General features: G+C 73.1%; 19 protein-coding genes. 3 read left to right on the top strand and 16 right to left on the bottom strand.

All coding sequences use genetic code 11. The features are described from left to right. Positions 1-41 precede the first annotated feature (41 nt). The 8 genes from H9X71_RS10625 to H9X71_RS10590 form a co-directional block, all read right to left on the bottom strand. The gene (locus H9X71_RS10625; RefSeq protein ID WP_191147064.1) at positions 42-1,511 is read right to left on the bottom strand and encodes a maltokinase N-terminal cap-like domain-containing protein; all 1,470 of its coding nucleotides are present in this window, start codon (positions 1,509-1,511) and stop codon (positions 42-44) included. Between the two features lie 3 nt (positions 1,512-1,514). Beyond that, entirely contained in the window at positions 1,515-1,784 is a 270-nt protein-coding gene (locus H9X71_RS10620) for a mycoredoxin (RefSeq protein WP_043582728.1), read from the bottom strand. A gap of 112 nt (positions 1,785-1,896) precedes the next feature. Continuing rightward, positions 1,897-3,183 (bottom strand): D-arabinono-1,4-lactone oxidase, encoded by a 1,287-nt coding sequence (locus tag H9X71_RS10615; RefSeq protein WP_191147063.1) that lies wholly within the window; start codon positions 3,181-3,183, stop codon positions 1,897-1,899. 134 nt (positions 3,184-3,317) lie between these two features. Further along, the gene (locus H9X71_RS10610; RefSeq protein ID WP_191147062.1) at positions 3,318-6,386 is read right to left on the bottom strand and encodes a glycoside hydrolase family 2 TIM barrel-domain containing protein; all 3,069 of its coding nucleotides are present in this window, start codon (positions 6,384-6,386) and stop codon (positions 3,318-3,320) included. Positions 6,387-6,521: 135 nt separating this feature from the next. After that, positions 6,522-7,493 carry a carbohydrate ABC transporter permease gene (locus H9X71_RS10605; protein WP_191147061.1) on the bottom strand — a complete coding sequence of 324 codons (972 nt, stop codon included), beginning with the start codon at positions 7,491-7,493 and terminating at the stop codon, positions 6,522-6,524. Further along, on the bottom strand, positions 7,490-8,506 hold the full coding sequence (locus H9X71_RS10600) for a carbohydrate ABC transporter permease (protein WP_191147060.1): 1,017 nt from the start codon (positions 8,504-8,506) through the stop codon (positions 7,490-7,492). The genes H9X71_RS10605 and H9X71_RS10600 overlap by 4 nt, the downstream gene beginning before the upstream one ends. Next, positions 8,503-9,855 carry an ABC transporter substrate-binding protein gene (locus H9X71_RS10595; protein WP_191147059.1) on the bottom strand — a complete coding sequence of 451 codons (1,353 nt, stop codon included), beginning with the start codon at positions 9,853-9,855 and terminating at the stop codon, positions 8,503-8,505. The genes H9X71_RS10600 and H9X71_RS10595 overlap by 4 nt, the downstream gene beginning before the upstream one ends. 103 nt (positions 9,856-9,958) lie before the next feature. After that, a complete protein-coding gene (locus H9X71_RS10590; RefSeq protein ID WP_191147058.1) occupies positions 9,959-10,219 on the bottom strand; it encodes a zinc ribbon domain-containing protein in 261 nt (86 codons plus the stop codon). Positions 10,220-10,401: 182 nt separating this feature from the next. On the opposite strand from H9X71_RS10590, the gene H9X71_RS10585 reads away from it, so the two are divergent. Genes H9X71_RS10585 through H9X71_RS10575 form a run of 3 tightly spaced genes read left to right on the top strand, consistent with a single transcriptional unit; the run spans position 10,402 to position 13,631 of the window. Next, the gene (locus H9X71_RS10585) at positions 10,402-10,890 is read left to right on the top strand and encodes an NfeD family protein (protein WP_191147057.1); all 489 of its coding nucleotides are present in this window, start codon (positions 10,402-10,404) and stop codon (positions 10,888-10,890) included. A 31-nt stretch (positions 10,891-10,921) separates the two neighbouring features. Beyond that, positions 10,922-12,382 carry an SPFH domain-containing protein gene (locus H9X71_RS10580; RefSeq protein WP_191147056.1) on the top strand — a complete coding sequence of 487 codons (1,461 nt, stop codon included), beginning with the start codon at positions 10,922-10,924 and terminating at the stop codon, positions 12,380-12,382. A gap of 49 nt (positions 12,383-12,431) precedes the next feature. Continuing rightward, a complete protein-coding gene (locus H9X71_RS10575; protein WP_191147055.1) occupies positions 12,432-13,631 on the top strand; it encodes an MFS transporter in 1,200 nt (399 codons plus the stop codon). Here H9X71_RS10575 and H9X71_RS10570 read toward each other — a convergent pair. From H9X71_RS10570 to H9X71_RS10540, 8 genes are all read right to left on the bottom strand, one after another. Further along, positions 13,628-14,509: a Rieske (2Fe-2S) protein gene (locus H9X71_RS10570; protein WP_191147054.1), complete on the bottom strand. Its 882-nt coding sequence runs from the start codon at positions 14,507-14,509 to the stop codon at positions 13,628-13,630. The genes H9X71_RS10575 and H9X71_RS10570 overlap by 4 nt on opposite strands. A gap of 121 nt (positions 14,510-14,630) precedes the next feature. After that, the gene (locus H9X71_RS14950; protein WP_244961573.1) at positions 14,631-14,996 is read right to left on the bottom strand and encodes a hypothetical protein; all 366 of its coding nucleotides are present in this window, start codon (positions 14,994-14,996) and stop codon (positions 14,631-14,633) included. After that, positions 14,993-15,361 (bottom strand): hypothetical protein, encoded by a 369-nt coding sequence (locus H9X71_RS14945; RefSeq protein ID WP_244961572.1) that lies wholly within the window; start codon positions 15,359-15,361, stop codon positions 14,993-14,995. Before H9X71_RS14945 ends, H9X71_RS14950 begins: the two co-directional genes overlap by 4 nt. A 144-nt stretch (positions 15,362-15,505) precedes the next feature. After that, a complete protein-coding gene (locus H9X71_RS10560) occupies positions 15,506-16,402 on the bottom strand; it encodes a glucose 1-dehydrogenase (RefSeq protein ID WP_191147053.1) in 897 nt (298 codons plus the stop codon). 56 nt (positions 16,403-16,458) lie between these two features. Next, complete coding sequence (locus H9X71_RS10555; protein ID WP_191147052.1) at positions 16,459-16,752, bottom strand: hypothetical protein; 294 nt, start codon at positions 16,750-16,752, stop codon at positions 16,459-16,461. A 4-nt stretch (positions 16,753-16,756) separates the two neighbouring features. Beyond that, the gene (locus H9X71_RS10550) at positions 16,757-17,041 is read right to left on the bottom strand and encodes a hypothetical protein (protein ID WP_191147051.1); all 285 of its coding nucleotides are present in this window, start codon (positions 17,039-17,041) and stop codon (positions 16,757-16,759) included. A 102-nt stretch (positions 17,042-17,143) separates the two neighbouring features. After that, positions 17,144-17,299, bottom strand: a complete 156-nt coding sequence (locus tag H9X71_RS10545; RefSeq protein WP_191147050.1) for a hypothetical protein — start codon at positions 17,297-17,299, stop codon at positions 17,144-17,146. 1 nt (position 17,300) lies between these two features. Then, positions 17,301-17,618: a hypothetical protein gene (locus tag H9X71_RS10540; protein WP_191147049.1), complete on the bottom strand. Its 318-nt coding sequence runs from the start codon at positions 17,616-17,618 to the stop codon at positions 17,301-17,303. Between the last annotated feature and the right edge of the window lie 92 nt (positions 17,619-17,710).

Here is a 17,710-nt window from a genome sequence, read left to right as displayed (position 1 = left end):
CTACCGACGGGCGACGACCGGCCCCCGGCCGTCCTCGCGGATCAGGAGCTGATCGGCCCCGCCTCGCGCGGTCCCGTCGCGCCCGGCGTGGTCGCCGCGCCGAGCGTGCTCGAGCGGGTCGCGAGGCGCGCGACGGCCTGCAGCGGGATCGACAGCCAGCCGGGACGGTTGCGGACCTCGTAGATCGCCTCGTACACGGCCTTGTCGATCTCGAACGCGTCGAGCAGGGCCCGGTTCGCGCGGAGGTCGGTGCCGGAGCGGGCGATGTAGCCGTCGACGAACGCGCGGCGGGCGGCGGACGCCCACGCGGCGGCGGACTTGCCGGGGTGCGCGAGCGCGTAGGAGCCGGCGACGTAGTCGAACGAGCGGAGCATGCCCGCGACGTCGCGGAGCGTGACGTCGGGCAGCGAGCGCTCGTGCATGGGCCGGAGCGGCTCGCCCTCGAAGTCGAGGAGGACCCAGCCGCGGTTCGGCACCGAGAGCACCTGGCCGAGGTGGTAGTCGCCGTGGATGCGCTGCAGCTTCGGCCACTCGCCCTTCTCGGCGGCGTCGTACACGCTCGCGATGGCGTCGTGGAAGGCGGCGATCTCGGGGACCTCGCGCTCGGCCGTCGCGTGTCGGCGGCGGAAGCTGACCATGATGCCCTCGATGACCTCGGGGGTCGCCTCGACGGTGGGCAGCGCGGCGGCGAGCGTGGCGTGCACGTCGGCGGTCGCCTCGCCGAGCGCGCGAGCCTGCGCCTGGAAGTCCTCGTCGGCCTCGGCGGCGCGGAGCGCGACGCGCCACGCGTCGGTGACGCCGGGCAGGAACTCCTGCGCGAAGGCGACGTGCCCGACGGCGCGTCCCTCCTCGCGGCCGGAGTCGCTCCACTGGGCCAGCACGCTGCCCATGGTCTGCGGCACGAGCCGGGATCCGGCGCCCGCGATGGCGGACTGGAGCACGACGTCGGGGTTCTCGCCGTGGTGCAGCGCGCGGAAGACCTTGACGATCATCGGGTTGATGGCCTGGCCGTCGGCCGAGACCATGTCGTAGATGATCGACGTGTTCGACTGCTCGCCCGAGAGCACGTGGGATCCGACGACGGTCGCGATCTCCACGCCCGGCTGGCGCTGGCCGCGGGCGGTCGCGCCGAGCGAGGTCTCGTCGACGTCGGCCTCGCGGTCGTCGAGGATCGTGCGGATGAGCGCCCACGCGTACGCGGGGTCGTGCGGGCCGTCGTAGACGTGCAGCTCGACGCCGTCGTCCTCGACCGTGGTGCCGATGTGGAAGGGCTTCAGCTCCTCCAGCGGCGCCTGCCGATAGGTGAGCGGCACCTGGTACAGGACGGGCTTCGCGCTGCCGTGGTCGATGATCAGGTGCGTCTCGATGCGGGCGAACCAGCCCTCGTCGCTGAAGCTCCAGCCGCCGATGCGCTCGAGGCGGGGCTCGGTGCCCTTCGAGGCGAACCAGCGCTGCTCGCGCATCCAGGCGGCGAGGAAGTCGGGGATCTCGCTGAGGTCGTGGTGCTGCATGGCTCAGGCCACCTTCGCGGTCACGTCGGCGAGCGACGGGTTGGTGGCGGACGAGCCGTCGGGGAAGAGGACCGTGGGGACGGTCTGGTTGCCGCCGTTGATGGCCTCGACCAGCTCGGCGGTGCCGGGCACCTGCTCGATGTCCACCTCGTCGTAGCCGATGCCGGCCCGATCGAGCTGCGACTTCAGCCGGCGGCAGTAGCCGCACCAGGTGGTGGAGAACATCGTGATCCGCCCGGGGGCAGGTACGTAGGAGGAGGTCTCGGGCGCCATGCTGCTCACCCTACGCGCCGAACACGACGCCGACCCGGGATCCCCCCGGCCGGAGGACATGCCTCCGGCCGCGGGGATCCCGGGCCAGGTGCCGATCAGAGCGGGATGGCGATCAGCCGAGGAGCGAGCGCTCGAACCACGCGTTCCGGAACTTGTGCGTCGGGTCCAGGCGCTCCGCCAGGGCGAGGAAGTCACCCGAGCGCGGGTAGAGCGGCGCGATGTCGGCCGCGGTCGCGGTGAAGACCTTGCCCCAGTGCGGTCGCGCGCCGAACGGGCGGATGGCCGCCTCCAGCTCCACGAGCAGCGCCTCGACGGCCGCCTGGTCGCGCTTCCACGTGAAGTGCAGGCCGATGGTCGCCTGGCCGTGCTGCGGGCTCAGCCACAGCCGGTCCTCGGCGACGGCGCGCAGCTCGCAGACGAGGAGGATCGGGCGGATCCGGTCGCCCATCGCGCGCAGCGCCTGCACGGCCTCGACGGCGCGGTCGAGCGGGACGTGGAACTCCGACTGGATCTCCTCGCCGTCGCTCGGCGTGAAGCCCATCTTGAAGTGCGAGAGGCGGTCGGACCAGAGGCCGACGACCCCGAGCTGCGAGGTGCTGTTCACCGGATCGATGCCGAGGATCGGGTGGCGCTCCTCGGTGGCGGCGGGAGCGCCGAAGTAGTCCTCCATGACGACCTCGTCCTCGGGCTGGCCGTCGACGTCGAGCTGCACGCGGCTCTTCAGCCACACCTGGTCGGTGGTCTCGCCGAAGCGCGTGAAGACGCTGACGCTGTAGGCGCCGCCGAAGACGTCCTCGAGGTTCGCGTCGAACGCGTCCCAGCTGAGGCCCTCGAAGACGCGCTGGCGCACGAGGTACGAGGGCTCGACGTCGAGGGTCACGCGCGTGACCACGCCGAGCGCGCCGAGGCCCACCACGACGCCGTCGAAGTCGTCGTCGCCGCGGCGGTACGTGACGGTCTCGCCGTCGGCCGTGATCAGCTCGAGGGCCGCGACGGCGGTGCCGAGGTTGCCGTTGCCGATGCCGGATCCGTGGGTCGCCGTGGCGATCGCGCCCGCGACCGAGATGTGCGGCAGCGACGCGAGGTTGTGGATCGCGAGGCCCTCCTCGCCGAGCAGCTCCGCGAGCTTCCCGTAGGCGAGGCCGGCCGAGAACGTGACGGTGCTCGCGTCGCGGTCGACCACGAGGTCGGCGGGCAGCTCGGCGAGCGAGACCAGCACGTCCGAGTCGGCGATGTCGTTGAACGAGTGGCGCGATCCGAGCACGCGGATGCGGGGCGCGTCGCGCACGATGGCGCGCAGCTCCTCGACGGTCGTCGGCGCGTGGACCGTCCGGGCCGTGTACGCGTAGTTGCCGGCCCAGTTGGTGCCCGCGGTGCCCTGCTCGATGGTGTCGGTCATTGGTCCTCCTCGCGCCCGCCGTCGGACGCCGTCGTCTCCAGCTTGCCCGCCCTCCGGCCGGAGGGCGAGCGTGTCGTGCGGCCGGGCCGCGTCGGATGCGGCGGCGGACCCCGGGAGGTCCGCCGCCGCGGTCGTCAGCGGCTGCGGATGGTGAGCTCGAGCGTCCTCGCGGACGGCCAGAGCTGGTGCTCGGGCAGCACGTCGAGGCCGCACGCGCGCGAGCCGAGCCCGTGCTGCGCGGCGTCGATGTAGAGGTGCACCGCCTCGCTCGCGGGCAGCTCGTGCGGGTGCGCCGCGCGGTCGAGCTCCTGCGGCGTGTGCCGCGAGGCCGTGAAGCCGGGGCGGCGGCCCGCGGTGTCGGGGCGGGCCGCGATCACGATGCCCTGCTCGCCGTCGAAGGTGCCGAGCTCGAGCTCGCGCAGGTCGCTCCGGTGGCCCGTCTCCTGCGGCCGCGAGTACACGGCGCCCAGGTCGTCGACGAGCGAGGAGAACCGTCCGACGAGCGCGGCGCGGCGCGAGTCGGGGTACGACTCGAAGGGCCCGGTGCCGAACCACTCCGCGTTGGTGACGCTCGCGGGGAGGTCGATGCGGATCCCGACGCGCGGCCACGTGATCGCCCAGCCGGCGCTCGGCACGATGTCGACGCGCAGGTCCAGGTCGCCGTCGGCGCCCTCGGTCCAGCAGTACGTCGTGTCGACCGAGTCGAAGGACTGCGCCGCGCTCGTGCGCACGACGACCGTGAGCGTGCCGGAGCCGACCTGCACCGAGCGGACCCGGTGGGTCAGCCGGTCGAGGCCCGCGCCGCGCCACCGCGCCTCGCTCGACGGGCCGGGGACGCCCTTCCCGAAGGTGAGGCGCGGATCCGCCAGCTCGTAGGAGCCGCTGCTGTCGCTGCGGTCGTTGTCGGTGGGGGCGCGCCAGAGCTCGAGGCGCGGGCCGTCGACCTCGAGGCCGCCGAGCCGCACGAGGCGGCCGGTGGCGAGGTTGAACTCGCCGTCGCCGAGGGTGAGGCGCGTGGCACCGGCGTCGGGCAGCACGTCCTCGTCGGCGTCGACCCAGCGGGCCGGCACGGCGGGACGGGCCGCGGGCGTCAGGTCGAACTGCTCGACGGCGACCACGTGGCCGGCTTCGGCCCACGGCTCGTCGTCGCGGAGGATGGCCTGCACCGTGAGCCACACCTCGGGCGCGGGGCCCGCGGTGCCGTCGCCCGCGAGGTCGCCCGCGTCGAGCGCATCGGCGGGCAGCGGGATCCGCACGGTGGCGCCGGCCGCGACGGGCTCGGCGTCGAGGACGCCGGTCGCGATGTCGTCGCCGTCGACCGCGAGCACCCAGACGAGGCTCGCGTGCGCGGTGGAGACCGAGTGGTAGCGGCTCTCGACGACGAGGGACGCGGATCCGCCGTCGCGCTCGAGCCGGAACGCGATCGGCTGCACGACGGCCTTGTACTCGGCGAGGCCGGGCGTGGGGGTGTCGTCGGGGAGGACCATGCCGTCCATCACGAAGTTGCCGTCGTGCACGACCTCGCCGAAGTCGCCGCCGTAGGCGTAGAACGCCTCGCCGTCCGCGGTCTCGGTGAGGATGCCGTGGTCGCGCCACTCCCACACGAAGCCGCCGTGGAGGCGCGGGTACCGCAGCACGAGGTCCTCGTACTCGCCGATCTGGCCGGGGCCGTTGCCCATCGCGTGCACGTACTCGCACAGGATGAAGGGCTTGGTGCGCTGGCGCATGCCCTCGGCGGGCGAGCAGCCGAGCAGGTCGCCCGGGATCACGTCGCTGCCGATGGACTCGGTCTCCTGCAGGTTCGAGTACATGCGCGAGTAGACGTCGGTGTACTCGCCCGTGTAGTCGCCCTCGTAGTGCACGGGGCGGCCCGGGTCGCGGCGGTGCACCCACGCCGACATGGCGGCGAGGTTGCGGCCCGTGCCCGCCTCGTTGCCGAGGGACCACATGACGATCGAGGGGTGGTTCTTGTCGCGCTCGACGGTGCGCTCGATGCGGTCGAGGTAGTGGTCGGCGAAGCGCGGGTCGTCGCTGGGGTTGCCGACCCAGCCGCCGAACTCGAAGCCGTGCGTCTCGAGGTCGCACTCGTCGATGACCCAGAAGCCGAGCTCGTCAGCGAGGTCGAGGACGCGGGGGTGCGGCGGGTAGTGGCTGGTGCGGATCGCGTTGACGTTGTGCTGCTTCATCAGCAGCATGTCGGCGCGCGCGTGCTCCTCGTCGAAGACGCGGCCGCGCTCGGGGTGGGCCTCGTGGCGGTTGACGCCGTGGAAGACGACGCGGCGGCCGTTGACGAGGAACCGGTCGCCCTCGATGCGCACGGTGCGGAAGCCGAGCCGGACGGACAGCGCCTCGACGTTGGTGCGGAGGAAGCCCTGGTACTGCGTGGGGCTCTCGGCGCTCCACGGCTCGACGTGCGCGACGTGGACGGGTGCGACGTCGGCGGGCGTGTCCCAGGTGACGTGGATCCCGAGGTCCTCCACCTCGAACGTGACGGGGAAGGCGGCGGGCTCCGCGTCGACCTCGACGTGCACGGTGCCCGCGCCCGTCTCGTGGTCGTACTCGGCGCGGGTCCACGCGTCGTCGATGCCGCCCTCGGGGCGGCCGAGGAGGGTGACGTCGCGGAAGATGCCGGGCATCCACCACTGGTCCTGGTCCTCGAGGTAGCTGCCGATCGACCACTGGTGCACGCGCACGGCGAGCACGTTGGTGCCGGGCTCGAGCCACGGCGTCACGTCGAACTCGTGCGAGAGGCGCGAGCCCATCGCGGTGCCGACCGCGTGGCCGTTCAGCCACACCTTGAAGGCGGACTCGACGCCCTCGAAGCGGAGCACGACGCGCTCGAGCGACTGCCAGTCGGTGGGCACGTCGATCTCGACGCGGTAGTCGCCCGTGGGGTTCTCGTCCGGCACGAAGGGCGGCTCGACGGGGAACGGGTACTGCACGTTCGTGTAGGCGGGGAGGCCGAACCGGCCGTCCTGGCCGAGCACCCAGTGGCTCGGCACGGGGATCTCGTCCCAGCCGGAGTCGTCGAACGCCGGGTCGGCCATCTCGTCGGAGAGGCCGCGGGGCGTGGGGGTGAGGCGGAAACGCCAGTCGCCGTTCAGCACGATGCGCGGGGCGTCGGAGTGCAGGCAGGAACGGGGACGGCGGGCCGGGCCCGTCGTGGGGGCGAAGTCCTCGAAGTAGGGGAGGGCGTGCGTCATGGGCTTCCTTGCGCGTGGGCGGGGGCGGCGACGTGCCGCGCATCCATCATCGTGGGTCGGGGGGCGCCGCGCCGAATGCGCGGACGGCCGGGCAGGTCGCCCTGCCCGGCCGTCCGGGATCCGTGCGCGGGCGGATCAGCCCTTGACCGCCCCGTCCGTCAGGCCGCCCCGCCAGAACCGCTGCAGCACGATCATCGCGGCGATGAGCGGGATGATCGAGACGAGCACCCCTCCGGTGGTGAGCTGGTAGAACTCCGGCAGCCGGTCGACCTGGCTCCGCCAGTTGTTGAGGCCGAGCGTGATCGGGTAGAGCTTGTCGTCGGCCAGCATGATCAGCGGCAGGAAGTAGTTGTTCCAGATGCCGACGAGCTGGAAGAGGAACACCGTCACGAGCGCGGGCGTCATGGAGCGCAGCGCGAGCGTGTGGAAGATCCGCAGCTCGCTCGCCCCGTCGATCCGCCCCGACTCGATCACCGCGTCCTCCACCGACGCCTGCGCGTAGATCCGGCAGAGGAACAGGCCGAACGGCGACACGAGCGACGGGATGAGCACCGACCAGTACGTGTTCGCGATCCCCATGCTGCTGAACAGGAGGAACAGCGGCAGCGCGGTGGCGGTGCCGGGCACGAGCACGCCGCCGAGGATGGTGCCGAACACGATGTTCGACCCCCGGAACCGGTACTTCGCGAGCGCGTACCCGCCGGCGGCCGCGAAGTACGTCGCGATGAGCGCGCCCACCCCCGCGTAGAGCACCGAGTTCAGGAACCAGCGCACGAAGATGCCGTCGTCGTACGTGAACACCATCGTGAGGTTCTGCCAGAGGTTCATGTTCGCGAACAGGAACCCGTTGGTGCTGAACAGGTCGGCCGTCGTCTTCGTGGCCGCGACCACGATGTAGTAGACGGGGACGAGGAAGTACAGCGCGACGAGCGCGAGGATCGCCGTGACGAGGATCCGGGTCGCCGGCTTCGCGCCCGCCCCCGCCGTCGTCCGCCCGGCCTTGGAGGGGCGGCTCACCTTCGCCTCGGCGGCCTGCGCGAGGCGCTTCCGCTCCGCCTTCTCCCCGGCGGCGTCGCCCGTGGTCGGTCGGATCTCCGTGGCGGTCATGCGCGCGCCTCCTTCTTCTTCCGGGCGGCGGCTTCCCGCTCCTCCTTGGGCTTGCGGTTGGTGAGCCCCAGGAACGCGAACGACAGCACGAACGCGGCGAGGGCGATGATGACCGCCTGCGCCGCGGCCACGCCGTAGTCGTTGTACGCGAACGCCGTGGTGTAGGCCGACAGGTTCGGCGTGTACTGCGAGTCGATCGCCGGCGCCGAGACGGCGAGCACCTGCGGCTCCGCGAAGAGCTGGAGCGTGCCGATGATCGAGAACACGCTCGCGAGCACGAGCGCCGGCCGGATGAGCGGCAGCTGGATCGACATGGCGGTGCGCCACGCGCCCGCGCCGTCGATGCGCGCGGCCTCGTACACGTCGCCGGGGATCGACTTCAGCTGGGCGATGATGATGAGCATGTTGTAGCCCGTGTAGGTCCAGGTCACGATGTTCGCGATGGACCACAGCACGGTGCCTGCGCCGAGGAAGTCGAGCTGGACGCCGAGCATCTCGCCGATGTCGATGATCGGCGACAGGCCGGGGATGTAGAGGAAGCCCCAGAGGATCGTCGCGATGACGCCCGGCACGCCGTACGGCATGAAGTACGCCGCGCGGAAGAACTGGGGCCACTTCGCCGACGCCGACTCGAGCAGGAGCGCGAGGATCGTGCAGAGGATGATCATCACGGGCACCTGCACGATGCCGAACAGCAGCACCCGGCCGATGGACGCCGTGAAGGCGCTGTTCCCGAGCGCGAGCGCGTAGTTCTCGAAGCCGGCGAACGCGGTGGTCACGCCCTTCTCCCCGAACAGCCCCTCGCGCTCGACGGTGGTGAACGACTGGAACACCGCGTAGACGATCGGCAGCAGGAACGTCAGCAGGAAGACCGCGAGGAACGGGGCGAGCAGCACCCACGGCGCGATGGTCTGCGACCGCTTGAGCTGGCCCGAGGCGGCACCCGTGCGGGGTGCGCGGGCCGGGCGGGCGCCGGAGCGCTCGCCGGCGGACGGCCGCGTCTCGACGCTCATGCGGACGCCGCCTCGACCGTGAGGCCCTTGTCGCGGAAGGCCTCGATCACGGCCTCCTGCGCGAGGGGCAGCGACTCGACGAGGGTCTGGCCGCTCGTGAGCTTGCGGCGGAACTCGTCCTGCAGCGTGTTGAGGGTGTACTGCGTGAGCGGGCACCAGGTCCAGTCGAGGTTCTGGTCCTTCGCCGCGGGGACGAAGACCTCCTCGTTGTAGGCCTGGCCGCCGAAGAACGCGCTCGGCTGCTGCCGGTCGGCGCCGATGTAGTCCGGCGAGGGCGACCAGCCGATGCCGGAGTTCGCGATCATCGCGTCGATGCCCTCGGGGGAGGTCGTCATCCAGGTCATGAACTTGAGCGCCTCCACGGGGTGCTTGCTGTTCGCGAGCACGGCCGCGGTGGATCCGCCGAGGTAGCTCGACCCGTACGCCCCGTCGAAGGACCACGTCTGCATGGGCGCCACGCGCCACTTGCCCTCGCCGCCGGAGACCGACTGGATGAGGGCGTCGCCCCAGCTCGCGCTCGTGGCGCCGAAGATCTTCCCGTCGGCCGCGGCCGCGTACCAGGGCGGCGAGTAGGCCGTGAAGCTCGTGTTGACCACGTCGTCGTCGATGGCTGTGTCGAAGAACGCGGCGACCTCCATGGTGCGCTCGTCGAGCATGTCGACGACCCAGCGCTCGCCGTCGATCCGGAACCAGTTCGCCCCGGCCTGCGTGGCGTACGAGGTGAACACGGAGGCGTCGGAGACGGGGAAGCAGTCGAGGTAGTTGCCGGCGCCGGTCTTCCGCACCTCGGCGCTGAGCGCGGCCCAGTCCTCCCAGGTCGCGGGCGGCTGGCCGCCCACCTGGTCGAGGAGCTCCGGCTGGTAGTAGAAGGCCATGGGGCCGGAGTCCTGCGGGATCCCGAAGACGCCGTCCTGGAAGCTGACCTGCTTCCACAGCGCCTCGTCGTAGCGGTCGCGGTACTGCTCGACGCCGTAGCGGGTGAGGTCGACCAGGCCGTTGGCGAGCAGGAACTCGGGGAGCTGGCGGAGCTCGACCTGCCCGATGTCGGGGCCGCCGCCCGCGGTGATGGCCGAGTACATCTTGTTGTAGCCGCCCTGGTTGCCGCCGGGGATCCAGACTGCCTCGACCTGGATGTCGGGGTTCTGCGCGTTCCAGACGTCCGCGACCTCCTGCAGGTCCTTCAGCCACGCCCAGTACGTGAGCGTGACCTTCTCGCCCGGCGCGGCCGCGGGGATCGGCGGGTCGGAGTTGACCAGCCTCCCGCCCGGTGCCGAGCAGGACGCGAGGGCCAGCGTGCCCGCGGCGGCGGCCCCCACCCCCAGAGCCTGTCTCCTGCTGATCGAATGCATCGTCGCATCCCCTCCGTCGTCGTCGATGGAATCGGCGCGTGGCGCCGCTGCCACTCTAGGCGGGGAGCGAAAGTTATCCCAACCTCTGGTCGGGATCTCAGGATCAGCGGCGCGCGCCCCGGTTGCGCACGGCCCACTCGAGGCCGTGCATCGCCTGGTCCTTCGTGAGGCGCGTCTCGGCGCCGCAGTTCGAGCACGCCACGCGGTAGGTCGAGCGCAGGGGGATGAGCGGGACGAAGAAGAGGGTGAAGCGGAGCGTGCGGTGCAGGACCCGCTGGGGCGCGTTCACGCCGCAGACGAGGCAGGCGAAGGTCACGATGACGATGAGGGCGTCGCGGGCGCGCGTGCCGAAGAGGAGGATCACCTCCCGAACCTACGCTCGCCGGCGCGGAGCCTAGGGGATCGGACGGCCCCCGGACGAGGAGGCGACGCGGAGCGGATCACCCGATACCTTCGAAGGACACACCTCGCAGATCGGCCCCGCATGACCACGCACCACGACGGCGCGCACGTCTCGCCCGCGGCCGCCTGCCCGGGAGCCGCCGCGTGATCGTCTTCCTGATCGTGGGCGCGGTCGGCCTCCTGCTCCTCCTCTCCAGCATCGTGCTCGGCGACCTCCTCGACGCCATCGGCGGCGGGGACGGCCTCGTCTCGGGCGTCGCGCTCGGCGCGGCCCTCGCCATCTACGGCGTCGGCGGCGTGCTCGCCGACCAGGCGGGCATCGGATCCGGCGGCGCCATCGCGATCGCCGTGGCCCTCGCGATCGTCGCGCTCGTGGTCGTCCAGCTCACCGTCCGCTTCGTCGCGAAGCAGGAGAGCGGCGGCTCGTACTCGCCCGTCGGGATGGTCGGCGTCGTCACGTCGCCCACCTCGCCCTCGGGCGGCGAGGTGCGGCTCGAGCACATCCGCGAGCTCGAGCGCCGGCTCGCCCGGAGCGACGCGCCCCTCGCCGTCGGCACGCGCATCCGCGTCGTGTCCGAGGACGGCTTCCGCGTGCGCGTCGAACCCGACGTCGCCGCCGACCCCACCACCTAGCAGCACCCGTCCCAACGAGAGGAACCATCCCGTGGACCTGGCATCCGGCGGCACCACCGCCATCGCCGTCATCGTCGTCATCGTCATCCTGGTGGCGCTGGTCGGCTTCATCGCCTCCCGCGTCCGGCGCGTGCCGCCGAACCAGGCGCTCGTCATCGTCGGCCGCAACGCCGAGCGGAGCGAGGGCGGGGCCGGCTTCTCCAGCCCCCAGAAGGTCATCATCGGTGGCCGGACCTTCATCTGGCCGATCTTCCAGGAGGGCTTCACGCTCTCCCTGGAGCAGTACCAGACGAGCGTCACGGCCGAGGCGCGCGACGCGAACTTCATCAACACCGCCGTCGTCGCGACCGTCAACTTCAAGGTGACGGGCACCGAGGACGGCGTGCGCCGCGCCGTGCAGCGCTACCTCCTCCAGCAGGACGCCCTGCCGGAGATCGTGCGGCAGTCGCTCGAGGGCGCGATCCGCGGACTCATCGGCGACCGTCCCGTGGACGAGCTCGTGAAGAGCTTCTCCGTCGTGGCGCAGGAGGCCGTCAACCAGACGAAGAACGACCTCGCGGAGCTGGGCCTCCAGATCGAGACGCTCAACGTCCGCGAGATCACGACGCCGGGCAGCACCTACCTCGACGACCGGGCTCGCTCGAACGCCGCGCGCGCCCGCCAGATCGCCGAGGTCGCGGAGGCCGAGAACAAGCGGATCTCCGCGCTCGCCGCGATCGAGAACGACCAGCAGACCGCCGAGCGCCAGCTCGAGCTCGACCTGCGCCGAGCCGCCATCAAGGCCGACACCGACCGCGCCAACGCCACCGCGCTCGCGGCCGGCGAGCTGGCGAAGGCCGAGCAGGACCGCCTGGTCGCCGACCAGGAGCGCACCGCCGTCGCCGCCCAGGCCGAGGTGTCGAAGGAGCGCCTGCGCATCGACGTCGAGCTCCCCGCTGAGGCGCGCAAGTACGCGACCGTCCAGGACGCGCAGGCCGCCCGCGACGCCGAGAAGGCGAAGGTCGACGTGGAGGTCTACCAGCGCACGCAGAACGCCGAGGCGGCGAAGACCGCGGCCGTGAACGAGGCCGCATCGATCACCGCGCTCGGGAAGGCCAACGCCGACGCCATCCAGGCGCGTGGTCAGGCCGAGGCCGAGGCGGCCGCCGCGCTCGCCGAGGCGCAGAACAAGCTGTCGCGCGAGGCCCTGCAGGCGCGCATCATCGCGTCCATGCCGGAGATCGCCCGCGAGATGGCGGCGCCGCTCGCGAACGTCGACAACATGACGATCATCTCGGCGGACGGCGCGAACGCGCTCAACCGCTCGGTGGCCGAGAACATGGCGACCCTGCCGAAGCTGCTGAAGGACACCACGGGCATCGACGTCGCCACGGCGCTGAGCTCGTTCCTCGGCTCGACGGCCGCGGGTGCGTCGGCCGGCGGATCCGCGTCCGGTGCGACCGCCACGGACGTGGGCCCCGCGTCGGCCGCGTCCGAGGGCGCCGGGATCTGATCCGGGTGGCCGGGCTCCTCGGGGCGCACGCCGCCCCGGGGATCCCGGCGTGAGACGGCCGAGCCCGTTCGCGGCGTTGTGGGGCGCGAACGCGCTCTCCAACCTCGCGGACGGGCTCGTCTTCGTGGCCGTGCCGCTCGTCGCGGCCGACCTCACCGACGACCCGCGCGCGGTGGCGGGACTGGCGACGACGTACGCGCTCGTGCGGCTCCTGGTCGCGCTGCCCGTGGGCGTGCACGTCGACCGTCTCGACCGGCGCACGCTGCTGGTGGTCGCGGACCTCCTCCGCGGTGTCGCGCTCGTGGCGCTGGCCGCGGCGATCCACTCGGGCGTCGCCTCGCTCGTCCTCCTCTACGCGGTGATGGCCGTGGTCGGCGTGCTCGAGAGCGCGGCCGACGGGGCCGCGGTGGCCGTGCTGCCGTCGCTCGTGCCGCACGACCGGCTCGACCGGGCGAACGCGCGGATCACCGGCACGCAGCTCGTGGCCGACGAGTTCGTCGGCCCGCCGCTCGGCGGGATCCTCTTCGCGCTCGCCGCCGCCGTGCCCCTGTACGCGACGGGCGGGCTCTGGGTCGCGGCCGGTGCCGTGGCCCTCGCGCTGCCGCGGCGGCGGCCGGCCATGGACACCGTCCCCGCGCCGCGCGCCTCCGTCATGCGGGAGGCCGCGGAGGGCGTGCGCTGGCTCGCGGGTCACCGCGTGGTCGGAGCGCTCGCCCTCCTCGGCGGCCTCGCGAGCGTCGGCTACATGCTGCCGTTCTCGGTGCTCGTGCTCTTCGCGCGCGACCGGCTCGGCCTCGACGCGGCGGGCTACGGCGTGCTCCTCGCGGCGTCCGCGCTGGGCGGGCTCGCCGGATCCGCGATCGCCGCACCCCTCCGCGCCCGTCTCGGCTCGCGCTGGACCATCACCGCCGCCCTCGCGCTGGGCGCCGCGAGCCTCGCGGGGCTGGCCGTCACCCGGGACCCGGTCGTGGCCGGGGTCCTGCTCGCGCTCTACATCCTGCACGCGGCCGTCTGGGGCATCTGCGCGACCTCGCTGCGCCAGCGCCTGGTGCCGGATCCGCTGCTCGGCCGCGTGGGCGCCGCCGGCCGGGTGCTCAGCCTGCTGGGCCTCGCGCTCGGCTCGGCGCTCGGCGGCTCGCTCGCGACCGTCGGCATCGCGGTGCCGACGGTCGCGGGCGCGGCCGTGTTAGCGGGGTGCGCGCTGCTGGCGGCCCTCAGCCTCCGCGGACCCGACGTCGCCGCGGGCTAGCCGGCGTTCGGCAGCCGCACCTCCACGAGGCCGGCCGTCACGCGGGTCTCGAAGCGCGGCTGGGGCGCGGTCGCGGGGCCGTGGATCACGTCGCCCGTCCTCAGGCTGAAGACGCTGTCGTGCCACGGGCAGGTGACGCACGCCTCGCCGGTCTTCGGGTCCGTGCCGAACTCGCCCTCGTCGAGCGGCGCGGAGAGGTGGCTGCAGGTGTTGCTGAGCGCGTCCACGGTCATGCCGTGGCGCCGCACGAGCACGGGGAGGCCCGCCACGTCGCGCTTCGCGAGGCGGCCGTCGGGCAGGTCGTCGAGCTGGCCGAGCTCCTGCCAGCCCGCGGGGAAGCGGTGCGGCACGTCCTCGGCGTGGTTGGCGCCCGCGGCCTGGCGGTACGCGAGGTGCCCGCCGAGGAAGCCGCCGGCGGAGACGAGGCCGAGGCCCGCAAGCCCGAGGAGCCGGCCGCTCGTCTGCTTGCCGCGGGCCCGCTGGACCCACGACAGCCCGTAGAGGCCGGTGGCGAGCGCGTTGGCGGCGGAGTGCACGATGCCGACCCGGAGCTGCTGCTCGTGCAGCTGCGACCAGTCGGCGTAGCCGGAGACGATGGAGGGCGCGGCGCTGAGGACCCCGACGCCCACGAGCGCCTGGCTGGCCTTCTCGTTGCCGGGCAGGAAGTCGAGGACCGCGGACGAGATCCACGCGCCCGAGGGGATCAGCACGGCGACGGGGTGCAGCGGGTGCCCAAAGGGCACGCCGTGCAGCAGGTCGGCCAGCGCGCGCGGCTTGAGCAGGGCGACCACGGTGCCGCGCACCTTCGCGACGATCGGGTCGAGCGCCTCGGCGTCCTCGATCTTCGTGATGGCCGAGACGAGCTTCAGCTCCCTCATGGGATCTCCGTTCTTCATCGGCGCCGGCGTCGACGCGCTCCTCCCAGGCAACGCCCCTCGCGGCGCGACGACAAGGCCGGGCCGCACGATGGCCAGCGCCGCGTAACCGGGAGGCCCCGGATCAGGCGTCGGGATCGCGCGCCGGGTGCCGCGAGGAGACGGGTGCGCCGTGCCGCGCGTCCCGGTAGGCGGGGGCGCGGAGGCGGCGCGCCCAGGGGTAGGTGGTGTCGCCGGGCGGCGCCGCGAGCACCGGGTCGACGCGCGTGGCGGGGTCGAGCGGGCCGGCGGCGTCGTGGGTCAGCTCGATGCCCGCGGCCACGTGCCAGAGCCCGCGCGGCGTCGCGTGGACGAGACGCAGCCGGAGCGGCCGGGTGGCGAGGGCGCGGCCGAGGTCCTCGGCGCCGGCGGGCAGCGGCGGATCCCGGTCCGCCAGCACGCCGAGGAGCACTGGCCCGGTGGATCCGCGGTACGGCATCAGCGTCGTCATGCGGGCGCCGGAGAGGGACGCCTGGGCTGGAGCAGGAAGCGGCCGGGGAACCCGATGCCCGTCGTCGAGACGAGCACGTCGACGGTCGTGTCGCCGCCGTCGGGGATCCGCAGCGCGAGCCCGAGCACGTCGGGGAGCGCGGCGGGGGTCCCGGCTCCGCGCGAGAAGCGGGCGGTGATCTCCAGCGGCGCGTCGAGCCCGTCGAGCCACGCGAGCCCGGAGGCGGCGCGACCGGCGACGGGAGTCAGCGTGCCGGCGAGGGCGACCCCGGCCGGGTGGATCGGACGCGGGCGGCGGACCAGCCGCACGGCGCGGATCAGGGCGGCGAGGACGTTCCCGCCGACGCGGGCCGGGATGTCGGTCATCGCTCGACCCTATTCCGGTGCGCGTCCGTCGTCCCGGCCGCGATGGGGAGACGGCGGCGGCGGACGCGACGACGCCCGGGCCGACCGGATGGTCGGCCCGGGCGTCGGGCGTGCGGGGCGTGCGGCGCCGGGAGGCGCGGTCCGCTACGGCGTCGGCATGCCGCCGTTGACGTGCAGCGTCTCGCCGATCACGTAGCTCGACTCGGGCGACGCGAGGAACACGAACGCCGGGGCGAGCTCGGCGGGCTGGCCGGGACGGCCGAGGGGCGTGTCCTCGCCGAACTCGGGCAGCGCCTCGGCGGGCTGGCCGCCGGCGGTCTGCAGCGGGGTCCACACCGGGCCGGGCGCGACGACGTTCACGCGGATGCCCTTGGGCGCGAGCTGCTGCGCGAGGCCCTTCGAGAACGCGTTGATCGACGCCTTCGTGGTCGCGTAGTGGATGAGGTTCGGCGACGGCTGGTACGCCTGGATGGACGACGTGTTGATGATGGTCGAGCCGGGCTCCAGGTGCGCGAGCGCGGCCTTCGTGATCCAGAACATCGCGTAGACGTTGGTCTTGAAGGTGACGTCGAACTCCTCGTCCGAGATCTCCTCGAGCGTGTCGAAGTTCTGCTGCTTGCCCGCGTTGTTCACGAGGATGTCGAGGCCGCCGAGGCCCTCGACGGCCTTCGCGACGAGCTCGCGGCTGAACTCGGCCGTGGAGATGTCGCCGGGGACGGCGACGGCCTTCCGGCCGGCCTCCTCGATGAGGGCGACGACCTTCTTCGCGTCCTCCTCCTCCTCGGGGAGGTAGGAGAGGGCGATGTCCGCGCCCTCGCGGGCGTAGGCGATCGCGACGGCCGCGCCGATGCCGGAGTCGGCGCCCGTGATGAGGGCCTTGCGTCCCTCGAGGCGGCCGGATCCGCGGTAGCTCCTCTCGCCGCGGTCCGCGGTCTCCTGGAGGTCGGCGTCGAGGCCGGGTCCGTCCTGCTGCTGCGCGGTGGTGTCGATGCCGCTGTACATCGCGGCGGGGTCCTGGAAGGTGTACTGGTCCTGGCTCATGGGTTCTCCTCGTGCTGGATCTGCGTGCGTGGGTGCGGGGGCGATGCGGGCCGGCGTCAGCTCGGCGGGGCGTCGTCCAGGTCGATGTCCTGGCCGGCGAGGTCGTTGGGGGCGAGCGCGGGCTCGGCCTCGCCGTCGACGCCCAGGGCGTCGGCCTCGGGCTCGGCGTCGGCCGCGGCGACGGCGTCGTCCTCGTCGATCCGCTCGACGGGCTCGTCGGTGTCGGGAAGGACGGTCTCGCCGGCGACGGCGTCGTTGACGACCGTCTCCTTGTCCATGCCGACGGCGTCGAGCGCGGTGTCGTCGCCGGTCGAGTCGTCACCGGGGGTGGTGGAGGTGGCGTCGCTCATCGGGTCACTCACCGGCCTCGGGCTTGGGGTGGCCGGGGATCGAGTCGCCGCTGAGGTTGAGCTCCTCGGGGTCGACGTCGATCTCGCCGACGTCGTCGGGACCGCCGGATCCGGGGAGCACCTGCACGTCGTCCGCGGCGGCGGGGACGTCGTCGGAGACGCCCTCGCTCTCGACGATCTGCTGCTCCTGCTTGACCTGCGTGTCGTCCTCGCTGGGCGAGATGAAGTCCTTGTCCTGCCGTGTGTCTGAGGTGTCCGCGGGCTGGAGGCGCGGGTCGTCGGTGTCCATGCGTCCGACGCTACGCTCGGCCCCCAGCGCTGTGTGGCGGCGCTCAGGCAACGCCCATGTGCGGCGTCCGGGGGCGGTCAGGGCGACCTGCCCGGGGGCGGATCACTGGTCGTCGGGCCCCTCGCCGAAGGGGTCGGGCACGTCCTCCCGGCTGTCCTCCTCGGCGGCCTCGTCGCGCTCGGCGATCGAGTCGGCGTCGAGGGGCGCGGGTGCGGCGAGCGGGTGCCGCGGGGCGTCGGAGCGGTCGGGATCCGTCACGTCAGCGGCCCTCGGGGTCGACGTGCCCGGCGGCATCGTCGGCCGGCGCCGACATGTGCGAGTCGGCCGCGGTCACGGATCGGTTGTCGGGCACCTCCGGGTACTCGGCGCTCGCGGGATCCGCGTCCTCCGCCTCGAGGGTGTCCTCCTCCGCGTGCCCGTAGGTCGTGCCGTCGGGGTCGCGGACGGCGTCGCCGACGCCCGCGGGCGCGTCGTCGCCGGCGGGGGAGACCACGTCGTCGACGGTCACCAGCCCGTCGGGGTCGCCGGGGCCGCGTCCGGTGCGGATGCCGTCTGCCTGGTCGTCTCGGTCGCTCATGCCCCCACCCTACGAGCGCCCCCGCGGCGCGACCCGCGGGACGGCGCCCCCGAATCGGGGTCGCGGCAGCGCCTCGCGGAGGGTCCCCGCGA

The organism is Clavibacter zhangzhiyongii, assembly GCF_014775655.1.
GTDB lineage: Bacteria > Actinomycetota > Actinomycetes > Actinomycetales > Microbacteriaceae > Clavibacter > Clavibacter zhangzhiyongii.
This window is presented reverse-complemented; position numbering and strand designations above follow the sequence as displayed.

Bases quoted from the DNA above. Each gene is read 5' to 3' on its own strand.
- H9X71_RS10625 (WP_191147064.1), bottom strand. From the start codon at position 1,511: ATGCAGCACCACGACCTCAGCGAGATCCCCGACTTCCTCGCCGCCTGG.
- H9X71_RS10620 (WP_043582728.1), bottom strand. From the start codon at position 1,784: ATGGCGCCCGAGACCTCCTCCTACGTACCTGCCCCCGGGCGGATCACG.
- H9X71_RS10615 (WP_191147063.1), bottom strand. From the start codon at position 3,183: ATGACCGACACCATCGAGCAGGGCACCGCGGGCACCAACTGGGCCGGC.
- H9X71_RS10610 (WP_191147062.1), bottom strand. From the start codon at position 6,386: ATGACGCACGCCCTCCCCTACTTCGAGGACTTCGCCCCCACGACGGGC.
- H9X71_RS10605 (WP_191147061.1), bottom strand. From the start codon at position 7,493: ATGACCGCCACGGAGATCCGACCGACCACGGGCGACGCCGCCGGGGAG.
- H9X71_RS10600 (WP_191147060.1), bottom strand. From the start codon at position 8,506: ATGAGCGTCGAGACGCGGCCGTCCGCCGGCGAGCGCTCCGGCGCCCGC.
- H9X71_RS10595 (WP_191147059.1), bottom strand. From the start codon at position 9,855: ATGCATTCGATCAGCAGGAGACAGGCTCTGGGGGTGGGGGCCGCCGCC.
- H9X71_RS10570 (WP_191147054.1), bottom strand. From the start codon at position 14,509: ATGAGGGAGCTGAAGCTCGTCTCGGCCATCACGAAGATCGAGGACGCC.
- H9X71_RS14950 (WP_244961573.1), bottom strand. From the start codon at position 14,996: ATGACGACGCTGATGCCGTACCGCGGATCCACCGGGCCAGTGCTCCTC.
- H9X71_RS14945 (WP_244961572.1), bottom strand. From the start codon at position 15,361: ATGACCGACATCCCGGCCCGCGTCGGCGGGAACGTCCTCGCCGCCCTG.
- H9X71_RS10560 (WP_191147053.1), bottom strand. From the start codon at position 16,402: ATGAGCCAGGACCAGTACACCTTCCAGGACCCCGCCGCGATGTACAGC.
- H9X71_RS10555 (WP_191147052.1), bottom strand. From the start codon at position 16,752: ATGAGCGACGCCACCTCCACCACCCCCGGTGACGACTCGACCGGCGAC.
- H9X71_RS10550 (WP_191147051.1), bottom strand. From the start codon at position 17,041: ATGGACACCGACGACCCGCGCCTCCAGCCCGCGGACACCTCAGACACA.
- H9X71_RS10540 (WP_191147049.1), bottom strand. From the start codon at position 17,618: ATGAGCGACCGAGACGACCAGGCAGACGGCATCCGCACCGGACGCGGC.